A 13962-nucleotide genomic window follows, 5' to 3' on the forward strand; every position below is an offset into this window, starting at 1 on the left:
CCCCCGCACGTTTGACTGGGACCATGCCCCGCATTCCCCTCGACGGTCAGATCCTGCAGAGCGCCCGCTCCCCCGAGGCGGTCGACGTCGCGCCTCCCCGCGTGTGGGACGAACGCCTGAGCGCCGTCCTGCCTTCCGCCTCGCGCCTGCTGTCGCTCTACGGTGACGCCACCTGGGCCGAGGGACCGGTCTGGTGGCCCGAGGAGCGCTCCCTCGTGTTCAGCGACGTGATCGGCCGGCGCACCCTCGCGTGGCGCGAAGACGGCTCGATCGTCACGGTGCGCGACCGCTCGAACTTCGCCAACGGAAACGCGATGGATGCCGACGGCCGCCTCGTCCAGGCCGAACACGGACGCCGCGGCATCAGCCGCACCGACGAGAACGGCACCGAACTGCTCGTCGACGCCTTCGAGGGCGAGCCGCTGAACTCCCCGAACGACCTGATCGTGGCATCCGACGGCTGGATCTGGTTCACCGACCCCACGTACGGCATCTCGGATCCGCGCGAGGGATACCCCGCCGACCCCGCACTCCCCCACCAGAGCGTCTACCGCTGGCGCGACGGCGACGGGCTGCAGCGCATGATCGACCTCGACCAGCCCAACGGACTGGCCTTCAGCCGCGACGAACGCACCCTCTACGTCGCCGAGTCCAACGCCGAGCGGCTCCCCCGCGTCGTCGCGTGCAGCTGGGACGGCGAGACCCTCGGCGCCCCACGCACCTTCGCGACGGTGGATGCCGGCATACCCGACGGATTCGTCGTCGACAGCCGCGACTGGCTCTGGATCTCGAGCGAAGCGGGCGTCGTCATCGTCGACGAGACCGGCGCGCGCCTGGGCGTCATCCCGACCCCGCACGTCGTCAGCAACTGCACCTTCGACGCCGACGAGAAGCGCCTGTTCATCACCGGCGACAGCGACCTCTGGATGGTGGAACTCGCGTGACCGACGTCGAGATGGCGCGCATCCCCGCCGGCCGCGTACTGCGCGGGGATCTGCGGGGTGCGGAACGACGCGAGATCGTCGTCGACAGCTTCGAGATCGGCGTCTACGCCATTACCGAGGAACAGATCGCGGAGCTGCTCGGCATCCCGTCCCGCCACCCGCGCCGCCCCGCGACGCAGCTGAGTTGGCTGCGCGCGATCCGCCTGTGCAACGCGCTGAGCGAATGGGAAGGCCTCGACCCCGTCTACTCGTTCGACGGAGAGGTCGTCACGGGCGACCCCGACTCGGACGGCTTCCGCCTGCCCACCGAAGACGAGTGGGAGTACGCCTGTCGCGCGGGCTCGACGTCATCGGCCTACGGACCGGTCCGCGAGGTGGCCTGGACGGCCGCCGACGGCCTGCGCGCCCCGGCCGAAGTCGGAGGACGGATGCCGAACCTCCACGGACTCTTCGACACTCTCGGCAACGTGTGGGAATGGTGCGCCGACCTGTACGACCCCGAGGGCGAGAGCGACGCACGCGTGTTCCGCGGCGGCGGATGGTCGGACGCCCCCGCGCAGGTGCGGGCGACCGCGCGGCGGGGCGGGCGTCAGCGGGACGCGTTCGACGACGTGGGCGTGCGGGTCGCGCGGGGGTGACACCCCGGGGGTCTTACGGCTTCGCCGGTCAGTCTTCGGTGGTGATGGACTCGGTGAGCGAGTCCATGAACGCCACGATGGTGTCGAGCTCGCCGTCGTCGAAGCGCTCGGCGACATCGCGCATGGCGCCCAGGTGCACGCCGAAATGCTGAAAGAACTCGCGGCGCGACTTGTCGGTCAGCACGACCACGCGGGCCCGCCCGTCCGAGGGGTGCGGCAGACGCTCGAGATGGCCCGAGGCGACGAGGCGGTCGATGAGCTTCGTCGTCGACGCGGTCGAGATGCGCAGGTGGGTCGCCACGTCGTGCGGGCTGACCATCTGACCGCGGTACTCGCGGATGGTGAGCATGCGCAGCGTCGCGAGGTCGCTGGCATTCATGTCCATCTCGCCCTTCATGCCCGAATGCATGCGGTCGAGGGCGTCGCTGAGGGTCTGGACGGCGCGTAAAGTGTGGGTCACGGCGGGCCTTGTACCAGAGGCCGACACGGCTTTCGTCACGGTGGACACCCCCTTTCGGCGTCGGTATAGTCAAGGCTACATCGCTAGCTAAACTAGCAAACGGGAGGCACGATGAGCGAGACCGAATATGTCGTCCTCCTGGACGACTTCGGCAACGAGATCGGCACGGCGCCCAAGGCTACCGTGCACGACACTGAAACACCTCTGCACCTGGCGTTCTCGTGTCACGTGGTCAACTCCGCGGGCGAGGTGCTCGTCACGCGTCGCGCCCTGCACAAGAAGACGTGGCCCGGCGTCTGGACCAACTCGTTCTGCGGCCACCCCGGCCCCTCTGAAGCCTCGCTCGCGGCGGTGCACCGCCGCGCCGAGCACGAGGTCGGCCTGGTCATCCGCGACCTCGAGCTGGCCCTCCCGAACTTCCGCTACCGCGCCGTCGACGCCAGCGGCATCGTCGAACACGAGATCTGCCCCGTGTACATCGCCCGCGCCGACGTCGACCCCGAGCCCAACCCCGACGAGGTCGCCGAGTACCGCTGGGTCGACCCGCTCGAACTCGCCGCATCTCTCGAGTCGACGCCGTGGGCGTTCAGCCCCTGGCTCGTCCTGCAGGCGCAGCAGCTGCACCTGTTCCAGACCCCTCACACAGTGAGGCGCGCCTCATGATCAGTCTCGAATCCACCCCCGTCGCCCGTCAGGGCATCGACCGCGAAATCGACGGGGCGCTCTCGCGCCTTCAGCGGCGCGCCACCACCCTGGGCGACGGCGCCCGGTACCTGGCATCCGCCATCCGTCGAGCGACCGAGGGCGGAAAACGCTTCCGTCCCCTGCTCGTCGTCTCGGCCTTCGAGACGCTCTACGGCGATGACGAACACCGCATCGGCGTCTACCAGGTCGCCGCGGCCTTCGAACTGCTGCACACGGCGTTCGTCATCCACGACGACGTGATCGATCACGACACCGAACGCCGCGGCGTGCCCAACATCGGCGGAGAGTTCCGCCAGCGGGGTCTGATGAAGGGGGCGGATGCCGACGGCTCGGCCCTGCTCGGAGACGCGGCCGCGATCCTCGCCGGTGACCTGCTGCTGCACGAGGCCGGACGCATGATCGCCCTCGCGCAACTCCCCGACCGCATGCGCCAGCCGCTGCTCGAGATGCTCGACGATGCCGTTCTCATCTCGGCGATGGGCGAGCTCTCGGACGTGGAGCACGCCGTCTCGTCGGGCGAGGTCGACTCCGAGGCGGTGCTGCGCACCACGCGCGACAAGACCGCCGCGTACTCGTTCTCGGCACCGCTGCAGGCCGGAGCCCTCATCGCCGGGGCCCCGAGCCCCTCGATCTACGCGCTCGAGCGATTCGGCCAGCGCCTCGGACTCGCTTACCAGCTGGTCGACGACCTCATCGGCGCCTTCGGTTCGTCGGCGGTATCGGGCAAAGAAGAGGGCTGCGACCTGCGCGAGGCGAAGAAGACGCACCTCATCTCGCTCGCCCGCAAGACACCGAAGTGGCCCGAGGTCAGCGAAGCGCTCGCCCAGGCCCACACCGGTCCGATTGCGGTGCGCGCCGCCCAAGAGGCCCTCTCCGAGTCGGGCGCCCGCGCCGAACTCGAATGCCTCATCCTCGACACGCTCGAAGAGGCCCTCATCATCGTCGACTCCTCGACGGTGCCGGCCGCGTGCCAAGACATGCTGCGCGACCTCGTGAAAGCCGTGCAGGAGCGCATTCCGTGAGTCATGCGCCCACGGGCCTCGAGCTGTACTCCCAGACCGCGGACGACGCCGCCGCCGCGGTGATCAATCGCTACTCCACCTCGTTCGGCATCGCCGCGCGCCTGCTCGGGCCCCGCCCGCGCCCGCACGTGCGCAACATCTACGCCCTCGTGCGGGTGGCCGACGAGATCGTCGACGGACCCGCCCACGACGCGGGGCTCAGTCCCGAGCGGGAGCGCGCGGTGCTCGACGGCCTCGAGAACGAGGTTCGGGATGCCATCGCCACCGGCTTCAGCGCCAACCTCGTCGTCCACGCGTTCGCCCGGACAGCGCGCGAGTGCGGCATCACCGAAGAACTCATCGCCCCGTTCTTCGCGTCGATGCGCACCGACCTCGACACCGCCGAGCACGACGACCTCTCGCACGACGCCTACGTCTACGGCTCGGCCGAGGTCGTCGGGCTCATGTGCCTGCAGGTGTTCCTCAACGCCGGGATGTCGGCACCCGCCCGACCCGCCGCCGACCTCGTCGACGGCGCACGGCGCTTGGGCGCGGCGTTCCAAGACGTGAACTTCCTGCGCGACCTCGCCGACGACGCCGACCGCCTCGGCCGCGACTACCTCGACGGCGCGGCCGACGACGAACGCCGAGTGGCCGTTCTCGATCGCATCGACGCCGACCTCGCCGCCGCGGCATCCGTCATCCCCCACCTGCCACCCGACTGCCGCGCCGCCGTCACCACGGCGCACGACCTGTTCGCGGAACTCTCTCGCCGCCTCCGCTCCTCCCCCGCCGGCGCCCCGCGCGTCCGCGTTCCCGACGGTGTCAAAGCCACCCTCGCCGCCCGCGCCCTACTGGGCCGCCCCCCGAAAGGTTCACGCTCATGAGCGCCCAGCGCATCGTCGTCGTCGGAGGCGGGATCGCCGGTCTCGGTACCGCAGCACTGCTCGCCGACCGCGGACACGACGTCCACCTCTTCGAGGCGCGCGACGCCCTCGGTGGCCGCGCGGGATCGTGGGAGAAAGACGGCTTCCGCTTCGACACCGGCCCCAGCTGGTACCTCATGCCCGAGGTGTTCGACCACTTCTTCCGCCTGCTCGGCACGAGCGCCGCCGAACAGCTCGACCTCGTGCGCCTCGACCCCGCGTACCGCGTCTACGGCCCTCCCGGAAAGGGCGAGCCGATCGACATCGTGTCGGGTCGCGAGGCCGTTCGCGCGCTGTTCGAGAAGCACGAGCCCGGCTCAGGCGACAACATCGACGCGTACCTCGACTCGGCGAAAGACGCCTACGAGCTGTCGACGTCGAAGTTCCTCTACGACCCGTACTCGTCGACCAAGGGCCTGCGCGACCCCGCGCTCGTGAAGCGTCTGCCCACGCTCATCCCCCTGCTCACGCGCACGCTGTGGAAGCGCGTGACCTCCGACTTCAAGAACACCCGCCTGCAGCAGATCCTCGCCTACCCCGCGGTGTTCCTCGGCGGATCGCCCTTCGAGGTGCCCAGCCTCTACCACCTCATGAGCCACCTCGACCTGGGCGACGGCGTGCTGTACCCCAAGGGCGGCATGACCGAGATCATCACCGCGATCGAGAAGCTCGCGCGCGGGCGCGGCGTCACGATCGAGACCTCGGCACCCGTCGAGGCGATCATCACCGAGTCGGGCACCGCGCGCGGCGTGCGCCTCGCCGACGGCCGGATCTTCGCAGCGGATGCCGTGGTCTCGGGTGCCGACCTGCACCACACCGAGAACGAGCTGCTCGAAGAGAAGGACCGCCAGTACCCCGAGAAGTGGTGGAAGGACAAGGTGCCGAGCCCCGGCGCCCTGCTGCTGCTGCTCGGCGTCACGGGCGAGCTGCCGCAGCTCACCCACCACACGCTGCTGTTCACCGACGACTGGCACACCAACTTCGACGCGATCTTCGGCGAGAACAAGAAGATCCCCGACCCCGCGTCGATCTACATCTGCCGCCCCAGCGCCTCAGACGACTCCGTCGCGCCCGAGGGACACGAGAACCTGTTCGTCCTCGTCCCCGTGCCCGCCGACCCCGACAGCGGCCGCGGAGGCGTCTCGGGCGCCGGCGACGAGCGTATCGAGAAGGCCGCGGATCGCGTCATCGCGCAGATCGGCGAATGGACCGGCATCCCGGATCTCGCCGAGCGGATCGTCGTGCGCAAGACCATCGCGCCCGAGGACTTCAAAGAAGACCTGCACGCCTGGCACGGCAACTCGCTGGGCCTTGCGCACACGCTCAACCAGAGCGCGATCTTCCGCCCCAAGAACCGCTCGCGCAAGGTCGACAACCTCTACTACGCCGGCACCTCGGTGCTGCCGGGCATCGGCCTGCCCATGTGCCTCATCTCGGCCGAGCTCGTGGTCAAGCGCCTGACGGGCGACACCACCGCCGGGCCCCTGGCGGAACCCGCGCGCGCGGCGGTCTGAGGTGCCGGGGATCTACCTGGGCGCGATCCTCTTCTCGCTGATCGGCATGATGCTGATCGATGGGAAGTACTCGCTCGCGCTGCGGGTCGCTCCTTTCCGCACCACGATGGCGGTGCTGGGCGGGACGGCGTTCTTCCTCGCGTGGGACCTCGTCGGCATCGCCACGGGCGTTTTCGTGAAGGGTGAGAGCCCGCTGTTCGTCGGCGTGATGCTCGCCCCGCACCTGCCGCTCGAAGAGCTCTTCTTCCTGCTGTTCCTGAGCTACCTCGCGGTCGTGATGTTCGCCGTATTCGAGCGGCGCGCCGCCGCCCGGGCTCGCCGCACCGACGCCCCGGCGGTCGAGAGGCGGTCCGCGTGACCTACCCGCTCATCGTGCTGCCGTTCGTCGTCGTCACCCTCCTCGTCACCCTCGCCACGCTCCGGCGGCCGCGGTTCCGTCAGCGGATGGCATCCTCCGCTCTGACGGCACTCGTGCTGGTGGGCCTGACGCTCGTGTTCGACAACCTCATGATCGCCGTCGACCTGTTCTCGTATCCTCAGGAGCACCTCAGCGGCCTGAAACTCGGGCTCGCCCCCCTCGAAGACTTCGCCTACCCCCTGTGCGCGGCGTTCCTCGTGCCGGCGCTGTTCACCCTCTTCGCTCCCCTGCCCTCGAAGGACACCGCATGACCGCCCCCGCCGCCCTCACCCCCGGCCGCGTGCTGCGGGAGCTCTTCGTGTCGTCGCGACCGGTCAGCTGGATCAACACCGCCTTCCCGTTCGCCGCCGCCTACCTGCTGACCACGCGGACGATCGATGCGACGCTGATCATCGGCATCCTGTTCTTCCTCGTTCCCTACAACCTCGCGATGTACGGCGTGAACGACGTGTTCGACTACGAGTCCGACCTGCGCAACCCCCGCAAGGGCGGCACACACGGCGCCGTGCTCGCCAAGCGCATGCACCCCATCACACTGTGGGCCTCGGCGCTGTCGTGCCTGCCGTTCGTCGTGTACCTCGTCATCATCGGGTCTCCGCTGTCGTGGCTCGTGCTCGCGCTCAGCCTGTTCTTCGTCGTGTTCTACTCCGCGCCGCCGCTGCGGCTCAAGGAGCGCCCGTTCGCCGACTCGATGACGAGCAGCATCCACTTCTTCTCGCCCGCCGTGTACGGGCTCGTACTCGCGGGCGCCGTGTGGACGCCACAACTCGTGTTCGTGCTGATCGCGTTCGCGCTCTGGGGCATCGCCTCGCACGCCTTCGGTGCAGTGCAGGACGTCGAAGCCGACCGCGCCGCCGACATCTCGTCGATCGCGACCGCCCGCGGAGCCCGATGGACCGTGCGCTTCGCCCTCGTCGCCTACGCCCTCGCCGGGGTGGCCATGCTGTTCACCGCCTGGCCCGGGCCCCTGGCCGCCGTGCTCGTGGTGCCCTACCTCGTCGTGTGCTGGCCGTACCGGAACGTCACCGATGCCGAGAGCGACCGCGCCACCGCCGGCTGGAACCGCTTCTTGTGGCTGAACCAGATCGCCGGCTTCGGCACCACGATGTTGCTGATCTGGTGGTGGTTCCTCAGCGCGTGAGCGCGTGCGGCGCTCCGGCGCGCGAGCGTTGCGGCGTGGGGCGCTGCGGCGCGCGAGCGCGGCGGGGGCGCTCGGGCCGGCGAGACGGCAACTTCCTGACGAGAGGGCGTCAGCCTGACGCGGGTTTATCAGCGCGATGCAGCCTCGCGCATCCAGGGGGCGCGCGGCGCGCACGTGAGCGCGGGGCGGGAACGCGCCGTGGGCGGCGGCGGGAACGACGACGCCGGCGCCCCGCGGGAAGCGGGACGCCGGCGCCGAGGGATCGATCAGCCCGCGGGCGTGGCCGAGGGAGCCGGGGTCGGCGTGGTGCTGGCCGTGCCGCCCTGGCCCTGCGACTCGAGGTCGAGCAGGCGCTGGACGGCCGCGGTGAGGCGGGCATCCTGCGTCGCGAAGCCCGCGAGGTCGCCGCTCGTGAGCGCCGCCTGACGTGCCGTGAGCGCGTCGCGCGCCTCTTGCAGGGCAGCCGCGTAGTCGCCCGTCGGAGCCGGGGTGCCCGACGATCCGCCCGAACCGCTGTTCTGGTCGGTCGGGGTGACGGTCTCGTCGCCCGTATTCGCGCCGGAATCACCGCCGAACAACGTGTCGAGCGCCTCGCTGAGCGTGTTCTCGAACGCGATCTTGTTGCCGAAGGCGACCAGCACGCGTCTCAGCTGCGGGAGCTTCGTATCACCCGACGACTGCACGAACACCGGCTGCACGTACAACAGACCGCCACCGACCGGGAGGGTCAGCAGGTTGCCGTTGAGCACCTGCGACTGCCCCTGTTTCAGAATGTTGATCTGCGACGAGACGTTCGTGTCGGAGTCGAACGTGTTCTGCACCTGGCCGGGTCCGGGCACCGTGGTCGACGAATCGATCACGAGCATTCGGAGCTTGCCGTAGTCGTCGCGTTTCGTCCCCTGCTGATTACCCGCATTGGAGTCGACGGCGAGATAGCCCGTGAGCACGTTTCTCGCCTGCCCGCCCTGAGACGCCGGGATGAAGCTCGTGAACATCGAGTACGACGGGTCGTCCTGGTTCGGCATCTTCATCGTCAGGTAGTACGGCGGCTGGAAGGTCGCCGGGTCCTGCGGGTCGTTCGGGGTCGTCCAGCGGTTGTCCTGCTGGAAGAACGAACGCGCGTCGTCGACGTGGTACACGCCGAGCATCGAGCGCTGGACCTTCATCAGGTCGGTCGGGTAGCGCACGTGGCTCATGAGGTCGGCCGACATGTCGGTCCACGGCTTGACGGTCGTGGGGTAGATGTTCTGCCACGCCTTGAGCAGCGGGTCCTGGTCGTCCCACGCGTACAGGCTCACCGAGCCGTCGTAGGCGTCGACCGTGGCCTTGACCGAGTTGCGGATGTAGTTGATGTCATCCAGCGCGTAGGTCGGAGCCGGGTTGTTCGAGTCGGCGATCGCCCGCGAGAGCGAGACGCCCGAGGAGTACGGGTAGTTCGCGCTCGTGGTGTAGCCGTCGATGACCCACTTGATGCGCCCGTCGACGACCGTGGGGTACGGGTCGCTGTCGAGCGTCAGGTACGGCGCGAGCTTCTGCACGCGCTGCTTGGGGTTGCGGTCGTAGAGGATCTGCGAGTCGGAGTTGACGTAGTCCGAGAACAGGATCTGCTCCGACTGGAACTTCAGCGCGTAGATGAGGCGGTTGAAGACGTTGCCGACGCTGGGGCCGCCGTTACCGGCGAAGGTCGTGCGCGTCTCGTTGCCGCCGTCGGCGCCGAGCGGGTAGTCGAGCTCGATGTTCTCGCCGCCCTCGGGGCCGCCGACGATCGAGTACGGGGGCGACTGCTCGCCGAAGTAGACCCGCGGCTCGTAGTTGAGGTCGGTCAGGAAGCCGGTGCCGGGGATGGCCTGCTCGAGGAAGACCGGGTCGCCGTCGGCGGTGCGCTCGTTACCGGCGGCCGCGACCATGCCGTAGCCGTGCGTGTAGACGAGGGTCGTGTTCTGCCACGAGGCCGCGTCGCCGAGCTGACCGATGTTCAGCTCACGCAGCGACACCACGGTGTCCTGCGTCTGGCCGTTGATCGTGTAGCGGTCGACGTCGAGCGGGGTGTTGAACTGGTAGTACGCGCGGTACTGCTCGAGCTGGCGCACGGTCGGGCCGATGATCGCGGGGTCCATGATGCGCAGCTGCGCGGTGGACTCGGCGTCGTTGCGCAGCTGACCCGCCTGGGCCGTCGTGGTGGCCTGGAAGTTCTCTTTCTCGATGTTGTCGAGACCGTATGCGGCCTTCGTCCCGTCGAGGTTGCGCTGGTAGTACTGGCTCTCGAGAGCGAGCTCGTTCGGACGCACCTGGAACGTGGTCACCGCCCACGGGATGGCGGCGCCGACGACGATCGCCGAGACGACCAGCAGCGCGGTACCGATCAGCGGGTAGCGCCAGCGACCGAGGAACGCCGTGACGAAGAACGCGAGGGCCACGATGACGGCCGCGATCGCGAGGATCGTCTGGCCGGGGATGACGGCGTTCGTGCCGACATAGCCAGGACCGGTGATGCGCTCCGACGGCTCGACGAGCGTGCGGAAACGGTCGAGCCAGAGGCTCGCACCCTGCAGCAGCAGGTAGAGGCCGGCGAGGATCGCGAGCTGGATGCGCGCGGCCTTCGAGATGCGCAGCTCGCGCTGGCCGACGCGCACCGAGCCGTACAGGTACGAGACCACGCCCGTGAGCAGGAGGCACACCAGCACCACCGCGGACGCGAAGCCGAGGGCGGCGGCGTAGAACGGCATCCCGAACAGGTAGAAACCGGTGTCGAGACCGAACTGGGGGTCGGTGGTGGAGGTGGAGACGCCGTTGAACCACAGCCACGTGGTCTCCCACTGGGCGGAAGCGGCGAAGCCTGCGAAGAAGCCGAAGAAGATCGGGATGCCCCACATCGCCAGGCGGCGGAGCGGCTCGACGACCTCTTGATAGCGGTCGAGCTGCGAGCTCAGACGCGCATACACCGGCCGCAGCCGGTAGGCGAGCTGGATGACGCCCCACACGGGCAACGCCATCGCGACGAAACCGACGACGAACATCACGCTGCGGCCGATCCACTGGGTGGTCAGCACGGTGGTGAAGCCCAGCTGCGAGAACCACAGCCAGTCGGAGTACAGGTTCGCGAAGACGAAGAACGCCACGACGAGCGCTGCGATCACCGCCAGAGTGATCGAGATGATCCGTCGAGAGCGGTTAGGAGGCGTGGCCTGATTCGGCGCCGAGGTCGTGGTCACCCGTCCATCCTAGGCGCGCCCCGCCTGGGGTTCGCCGTGAAAGGACGATCACGAAGTACACGTCGGCAGGGCGTCGAGATCGCCCCCGTCGCGGATGGTCTCGAGCACGGTGAGCGACTGCTTCAGCGTCGACGTCGAGAACACCCGGATGCCGTCGGGCACGTGCCCCACGACCTCGTCGCAGTTCGCCTCAGGGGCGAGGAACCAGGTGGCCCCGGCATCCCGAGCTCCGTAGAGCTTCTGACGGATGCCGCCGATCGGGCCCACATTGCCGTCGGCGTCGATCGTGCCGGTGCCGGCGATGTGCTGGCCACCGGTCAGGTCGCCGGGCGACATCTTGTCGATGATGCCGAGCGCGAACATCATGCCGGCGCTCGGGCCGCCCACATCGTTCAGCTGGATCTTCACGTCGACGGGGAGGTCGAACGTCATCATCAGTCCGACGCCCAACAGGTACTGCGTCTGACCGTTCACATCGGTCTGCCGCGGCGTGACCTGGACGGTGGATGCCGTGCCATCGCGCTCGTACCCGACGGTGACCGGGGCTCCGGCGGCCTTCTGCACGGCGGCGCGAACGTCGTCGATCTTCGAAACCGCCGCCCCGTCGACGGAGGTGATGACGTCGTTCTGCTGCAGCAGGCCCTTCGCGGCCCCGGAGTCGTCGATCGTGCCGACGGCGATCTCCTGCGGGACGTCGTACCCGAGCTGCCGGAGGGCCGCGGCGCTCGCCTCGAGCTGCGAGTCGGTCATGAGGGCGGCGTTCTCGGTGTTGCGCTGCTCGGTGCTCTGCCCCGCGGGGAAGATGCGGTCGATCGGGACGACGGCGCGCGAGCTGTCGAACCAGGCCGAGGCCAACTCGATCCACGACGGAGTGTGCTCGCGGTTGCCGCTCACCTGGACGGTCAGCAGGTCGAGCTGACCGGTACTGGTGGAGTCCTTCTCGTCGGGCACGGTGATCAGGGGCACCTGCTGACCGTCGGCCGACGCGGTGGTCCCGAGCGTGTTGTAGACGGGGCCGGGCTGCTGGATGACGTACGCCGAGGGCAGGAACGTCATCACGAACAGCACGATGACGGCGATCGTGAGCGACCAGACGCCGACGACGGTGCCGCGCCTCCACCGCTGTCGAGGGGCGGGCACGACGGAGACGTTCTCATCGAACAGGGTCACGGTCTCAATCCTTTGCCGGGTCGTTCGCGCGCGGCGTAAGCGGCGAGAGGCCGGGCCGACAGATGCGGGGAAGCGTGCGACTAGCGTAGGACTCGTTCCCCCAGACCTGGCTGAAAGGCGGCTGAAGTGGCAGACGACAACCCCGGCGGCGACCGGAGCCCCGAGGACGAGTTCCAAGAACTCATGCGCCGTCTCATGTCAGGCGATGTCAGCGGGATCGACCCCGAACAGCTCTCGCGGCTGTCGGGCATGCAGATCGATCCCGCGATGCTGCAGGCGGTCATGGCGCAGCTGCAGGGCGCCTTCGCCGGCACCAACGACGGCGTCGACTGGAGCCTGGCCGAGCGCCAGGCCCTGCACATCGCCAACCAGGACGGCCTGGGCGTGACCACCGGTCAGCGCACCGACATCGACCAGGCGTTCACCCTCGCGGCGCTGTGGCTGGGAGAGGCCACCTCGATCAGCGACCTCCCCCGTCCCCCGCGCGCCGTCACCCGCGGCGCCTGGGTGAGCGCGACCCTGCCCGTCTGGCAGGAGCTCGCCGAGCCCGTCGCGACCAGCATCGCCGACGCGCTCACCGCGGCCCTCGGACAGCAGGCCCCCGACGACATGCAGGAGATGATCGCCGGAGCCGGTCGCCTCATGCGCACCGTCGGCGGGTCGCTCTTCGCCACCCAACTCGGCCAGGTCGTCGGCCGCCTGTCGACAGAGGTCGTCGGTGGCGGAGACGTCGGCATCCCCGTCATGCCCGACGGTGACGCCGCGATCCTGCCGCAGAACTTCGCCGACTTCGGTCGCGACCTCGAGATCCCCGAGGATCAGCTGGCCCTCTACCTCGCGACCCGCGAACTCGCTCACGCGCGCCTGTTCCGTCACGCCCGGTGGCTGCGCCTGCACGTCATCTCGCAGGTGCGCGACTTCGCCCGCGGCATCCACGTCGACACCGCCGCCCTCGAAGACCTCGCCTCGCGCTTCGACCCGACGCAGCCCGAAGAACTGCGCGGCGCCCTCGAGAGCGGCGCGCTGCTGCCCGAGCGCTCCGAAGAGCAGACCGCGGCGCTCACGCGCCTCGAGAACCTGCTCGCCACGATCGAAGGCTGGGTCGACGTCGTCACCGAGGACGCCACCTCGCGGCTGCCCTCGGCCGGACGCATCGCCGAGGCCGTGCGCCGCCGCCGCGCGGTGGGCGGGCCCGCCGAGCAGGCGCTCGGCGCCCTGGTCGGCCTCGAGCTGCGCCCCCGCCGCATGCGCGAGGCCGCGGCCATGTGGCGCGCCGTCACCGACGCGGTCGGCGTCGACGGTCGCGACGGGCTGTGGGACTACCCCGACCTCATGCCGTCGTCGGAGGACATCGACGACCCCGCGGCACTCATCGCGCGCCTGACGGCCGCCTCGCGCGGAGAAGCGGCCCCCTCCGACGCGATGGACGACGCGCTCGCGCAGCTGCTCGCCGAGGAAGCCGACGGCGGACGACGCGACGCCGAGAGCGAGAGCCCGGATGCCGGGACGCCCGGCACTGCGGGCCCGGATGCCGGGAGACCGGATGCCGGGAGCGCGGGCGACGCGGCGGGTGACGCGGCGGGTGACGCCGGACGCGACCGCGGCGATGACGATGGAGCGGCTCCGGGAGACCAGCGCCCGGTGTGACGCGGGCCCGGGGCGCGGATGGCCGTTGTACGCGGCGGACCCGTTGTGACGCGGGCCGGGCGCTGTTGTGAGCGCCGAGCCGGCTTCGAGCTGACGCCCGTGGGGAGGACGACGTTCCTCCCCACGGGCGTTTCGCCGTTTTCGCCCTGGGGACAACGGCATCCGGGATCTCGAGCGACGCGATGA

13 protein-coding genes are annotated in these 13962 nt (G+C 69.5%); 10 read left to right on the forward strand and 3 right to left on the reverse strand.

Going from position 1 to position 13962, the window contains the following annotated elements:
* Positions 1–23: 23 nt before the first annotated feature.
* Together BLS25_RS15725 and BLS25_RS15730 are read left to right on the forward strand one after the other, a co-directional pair.
* Positions 24–944 carry an SMP-30/gluconolactonase/LRE family protein gene (locus BLS25_RS15725; protein WP_074696952.1) on the forward strand — a complete coding sequence of 307 codons (921 nt, stop codon included), beginning with the start codon at positions 24–26 and terminating at the stop codon, positions 942–944.
* On the forward strand, positions 941–1582 hold the full coding sequence (locus tag BLS25_RS15730; protein ID WP_074696953.1) for a formylglycine-generating enzyme family protein: 642 nt from the start codon (positions 941–943) through the stop codon (positions 1580–1582). Before BLS25_RS15725 ends, BLS25_RS15730 begins: the two co-directional genes overlap by 4 nt.
* Positions 1583–1610: 28 nt before the next feature.
* Here the strand turns inward: BLS25_RS15730 and BLS25_RS15735 are convergent, their stop codons facing one another.
* Positions 1611–2042, reverse strand: coding sequence for a MarR family winged helix-turn-helix transcriptional regulator (locus BLS25_RS15735; RefSeq protein WP_322476743.1), 432 nt, complete (start codon positions 2040–2042; stop codon positions 1611–1613).
* 111 nt (positions 2043–2153) lie between these two features.
* Here BLS25_RS15735 and idi point away from each other — a divergent pair, with 111 nt between their 5' ends.
* The 7 genes from idi to BLS25_RS15770 are packed head-to-tail and all read left to right on the forward strand — an operon-like array spanning position 2154 to position 7747.
* On the forward strand, positions 2154–2705 hold the full coding sequence (idi, locus tag BLS25_RS15740; RefSeq protein ID WP_074696955.1) for an isopentenyl-diphosphate Delta-isomerase: 552 nt from the start codon (positions 2154–2156) through the stop codon (positions 2703–2705).
* The gene (locus tag BLS25_RS15745) at positions 2702–3769 is read left to right on the forward strand and encodes a polyprenyl synthetase family protein (RefSeq protein WP_056230519.1); all 1068 of its coding nucleotides are present in this window, start codon (positions 2702–2704) and stop codon (positions 3767–3769) included. Before idi ends, BLS25_RS15745 begins: the two co-directional genes overlap by 4 nt.
* Positions 3766–4635: a phytoene/squalene synthase family protein gene (locus BLS25_RS15750; RefSeq protein WP_074696957.1), complete on the forward strand. Its 870-nt coding sequence runs from the start codon at positions 3766–3768 to the stop codon at positions 4633–4635. Before BLS25_RS15745 ends, BLS25_RS15750 begins: the two co-directional genes overlap by 4 nt.
* Positions 4632–6188: a phytoene desaturase family protein gene (crtI, locus tag BLS25_RS15755; protein WP_074696959.1), complete on the forward strand. Its 1557-nt coding sequence runs from the start codon at positions 4632–4634 to the stop codon at positions 6186–6188. Before BLS25_RS15750 ends, crtI begins: the two co-directional genes overlap by 4 nt.
* A gap of 1 nt (position 6189) precedes the next feature.
* Positions 6190–6546, forward strand: coding sequence for a lycopene cyclase domain-containing protein (locus BLS25_RS15760; RefSeq protein ID WP_074696961.1), 357 nt, complete (start codon positions 6190–6192; stop codon positions 6544–6546).
* Positions 6543–6857, forward strand: a complete 315-nt coding sequence (locus tag BLS25_RS15765; RefSeq protein ID WP_056230511.1) for a lycopene cyclase domain-containing protein — start codon at positions 6543–6545, stop codon at positions 6855–6857. The genes BLS25_RS15760 and BLS25_RS15765 overlap by 4 nt, the downstream gene beginning before the upstream one ends.
* Positions 6854–7747 (forward strand): prenyltransferase, encoded by an 894-nt coding sequence (locus BLS25_RS15770; RefSeq protein WP_074696963.1) that lies wholly within the window; start codon positions 6854–6856, stop codon positions 7745–7747. The genes BLS25_RS15765 and BLS25_RS15770 overlap by 4 nt, the downstream gene beginning before the upstream one ends.
* 266 nt (positions 7748–8013) lie before the next feature.
* Here the strand turns inward: BLS25_RS15770 and BLS25_RS15775 are convergent, their stop codons facing one another.
* Together BLS25_RS15775 and BLS25_RS15780 are read right to left on the reverse strand one after the other, a co-directional pair.
* A complete protein-coding gene (locus BLS25_RS15775; RefSeq protein WP_056230507.1) occupies positions 8014–10959 on the reverse strand; it encodes a UPF0182 family membrane protein in 2946 nt (981 codons plus the stop codon).
* A 48-nt stretch (positions 10960–11007) separates the two neighbouring features.
* Entirely contained in the window at positions 11008–12129 is a 1122-nt protein-coding gene (locus BLS25_RS15780) for a YlbL family protein (protein WP_074696965.1), read from the reverse strand.
* 183 nt (positions 12130–12312) lie between these two features.
* Between BLS25_RS15780 and BLS25_RS15785 the strand changes: the two genes are divergently transcribed.
* The gene (locus tag BLS25_RS15785) at positions 12313–13776 is read left to right on the forward strand and encodes a zinc-dependent metalloprotease (protein ID WP_081349911.1); all 1464 of its coding nucleotides are present in this window, start codon (positions 12313–12315) and stop codon (positions 13774–13776) included.
* Positions 13777–13962 lie beyond the last annotated feature (186 nt).

Origin of the sequence: Microbacterium testaceum StLB037, assembly GCF_900104345.1 — a bacterium.
Lineage (GTDB): Bacteria > Actinomycetota > Actinomycetes > Actinomycetales > Microbacteriaceae > Microbacterium > Microbacterium testaceum_A.

Coding starts and splice junctions, on each gene's coding strand:
- BLS25_RS15745 (WP_056230519.1), top strand. CDS start 2,702: ATGATCAGTCTCGAATCCACCCCCGTCGCCCGTCAGGGCATCGACCGC.
- BLS25_RS15770 (WP_074696963.1), top strand. CDS start 6,854: ATGACCGCCCCCGCCGCCCTCACCCCCGGCCGCGTGCTGCGGGAGCTC.
- BLS25_RS15725 (WP_074696952.1), top strand. CDS start 24: ATGCCCCGCATTCCCCTCGACGGTCAGATCCTGCAGAGCGCCCGCTCC.
- crtI (WP_074696959.1), top strand. CDS start 4,632: ATGAGCGCCCAGCGCATCGTCGTCGTCGGAGGCGGGATCGCCGGTCTC.
- idi (WP_074696955.1), top strand. CDS start 2,154: ATGAGCGAGACCGAATATGTCGTCCTCCTGGACGACTTCGGCAACGAG.
- BLS25_RS15785 (WP_081349911.1), top strand. CDS start 12,313: ATGCGCCGTCTCATGTCAGGCGATGTCAGCGGGATCGACCCCGAACAG.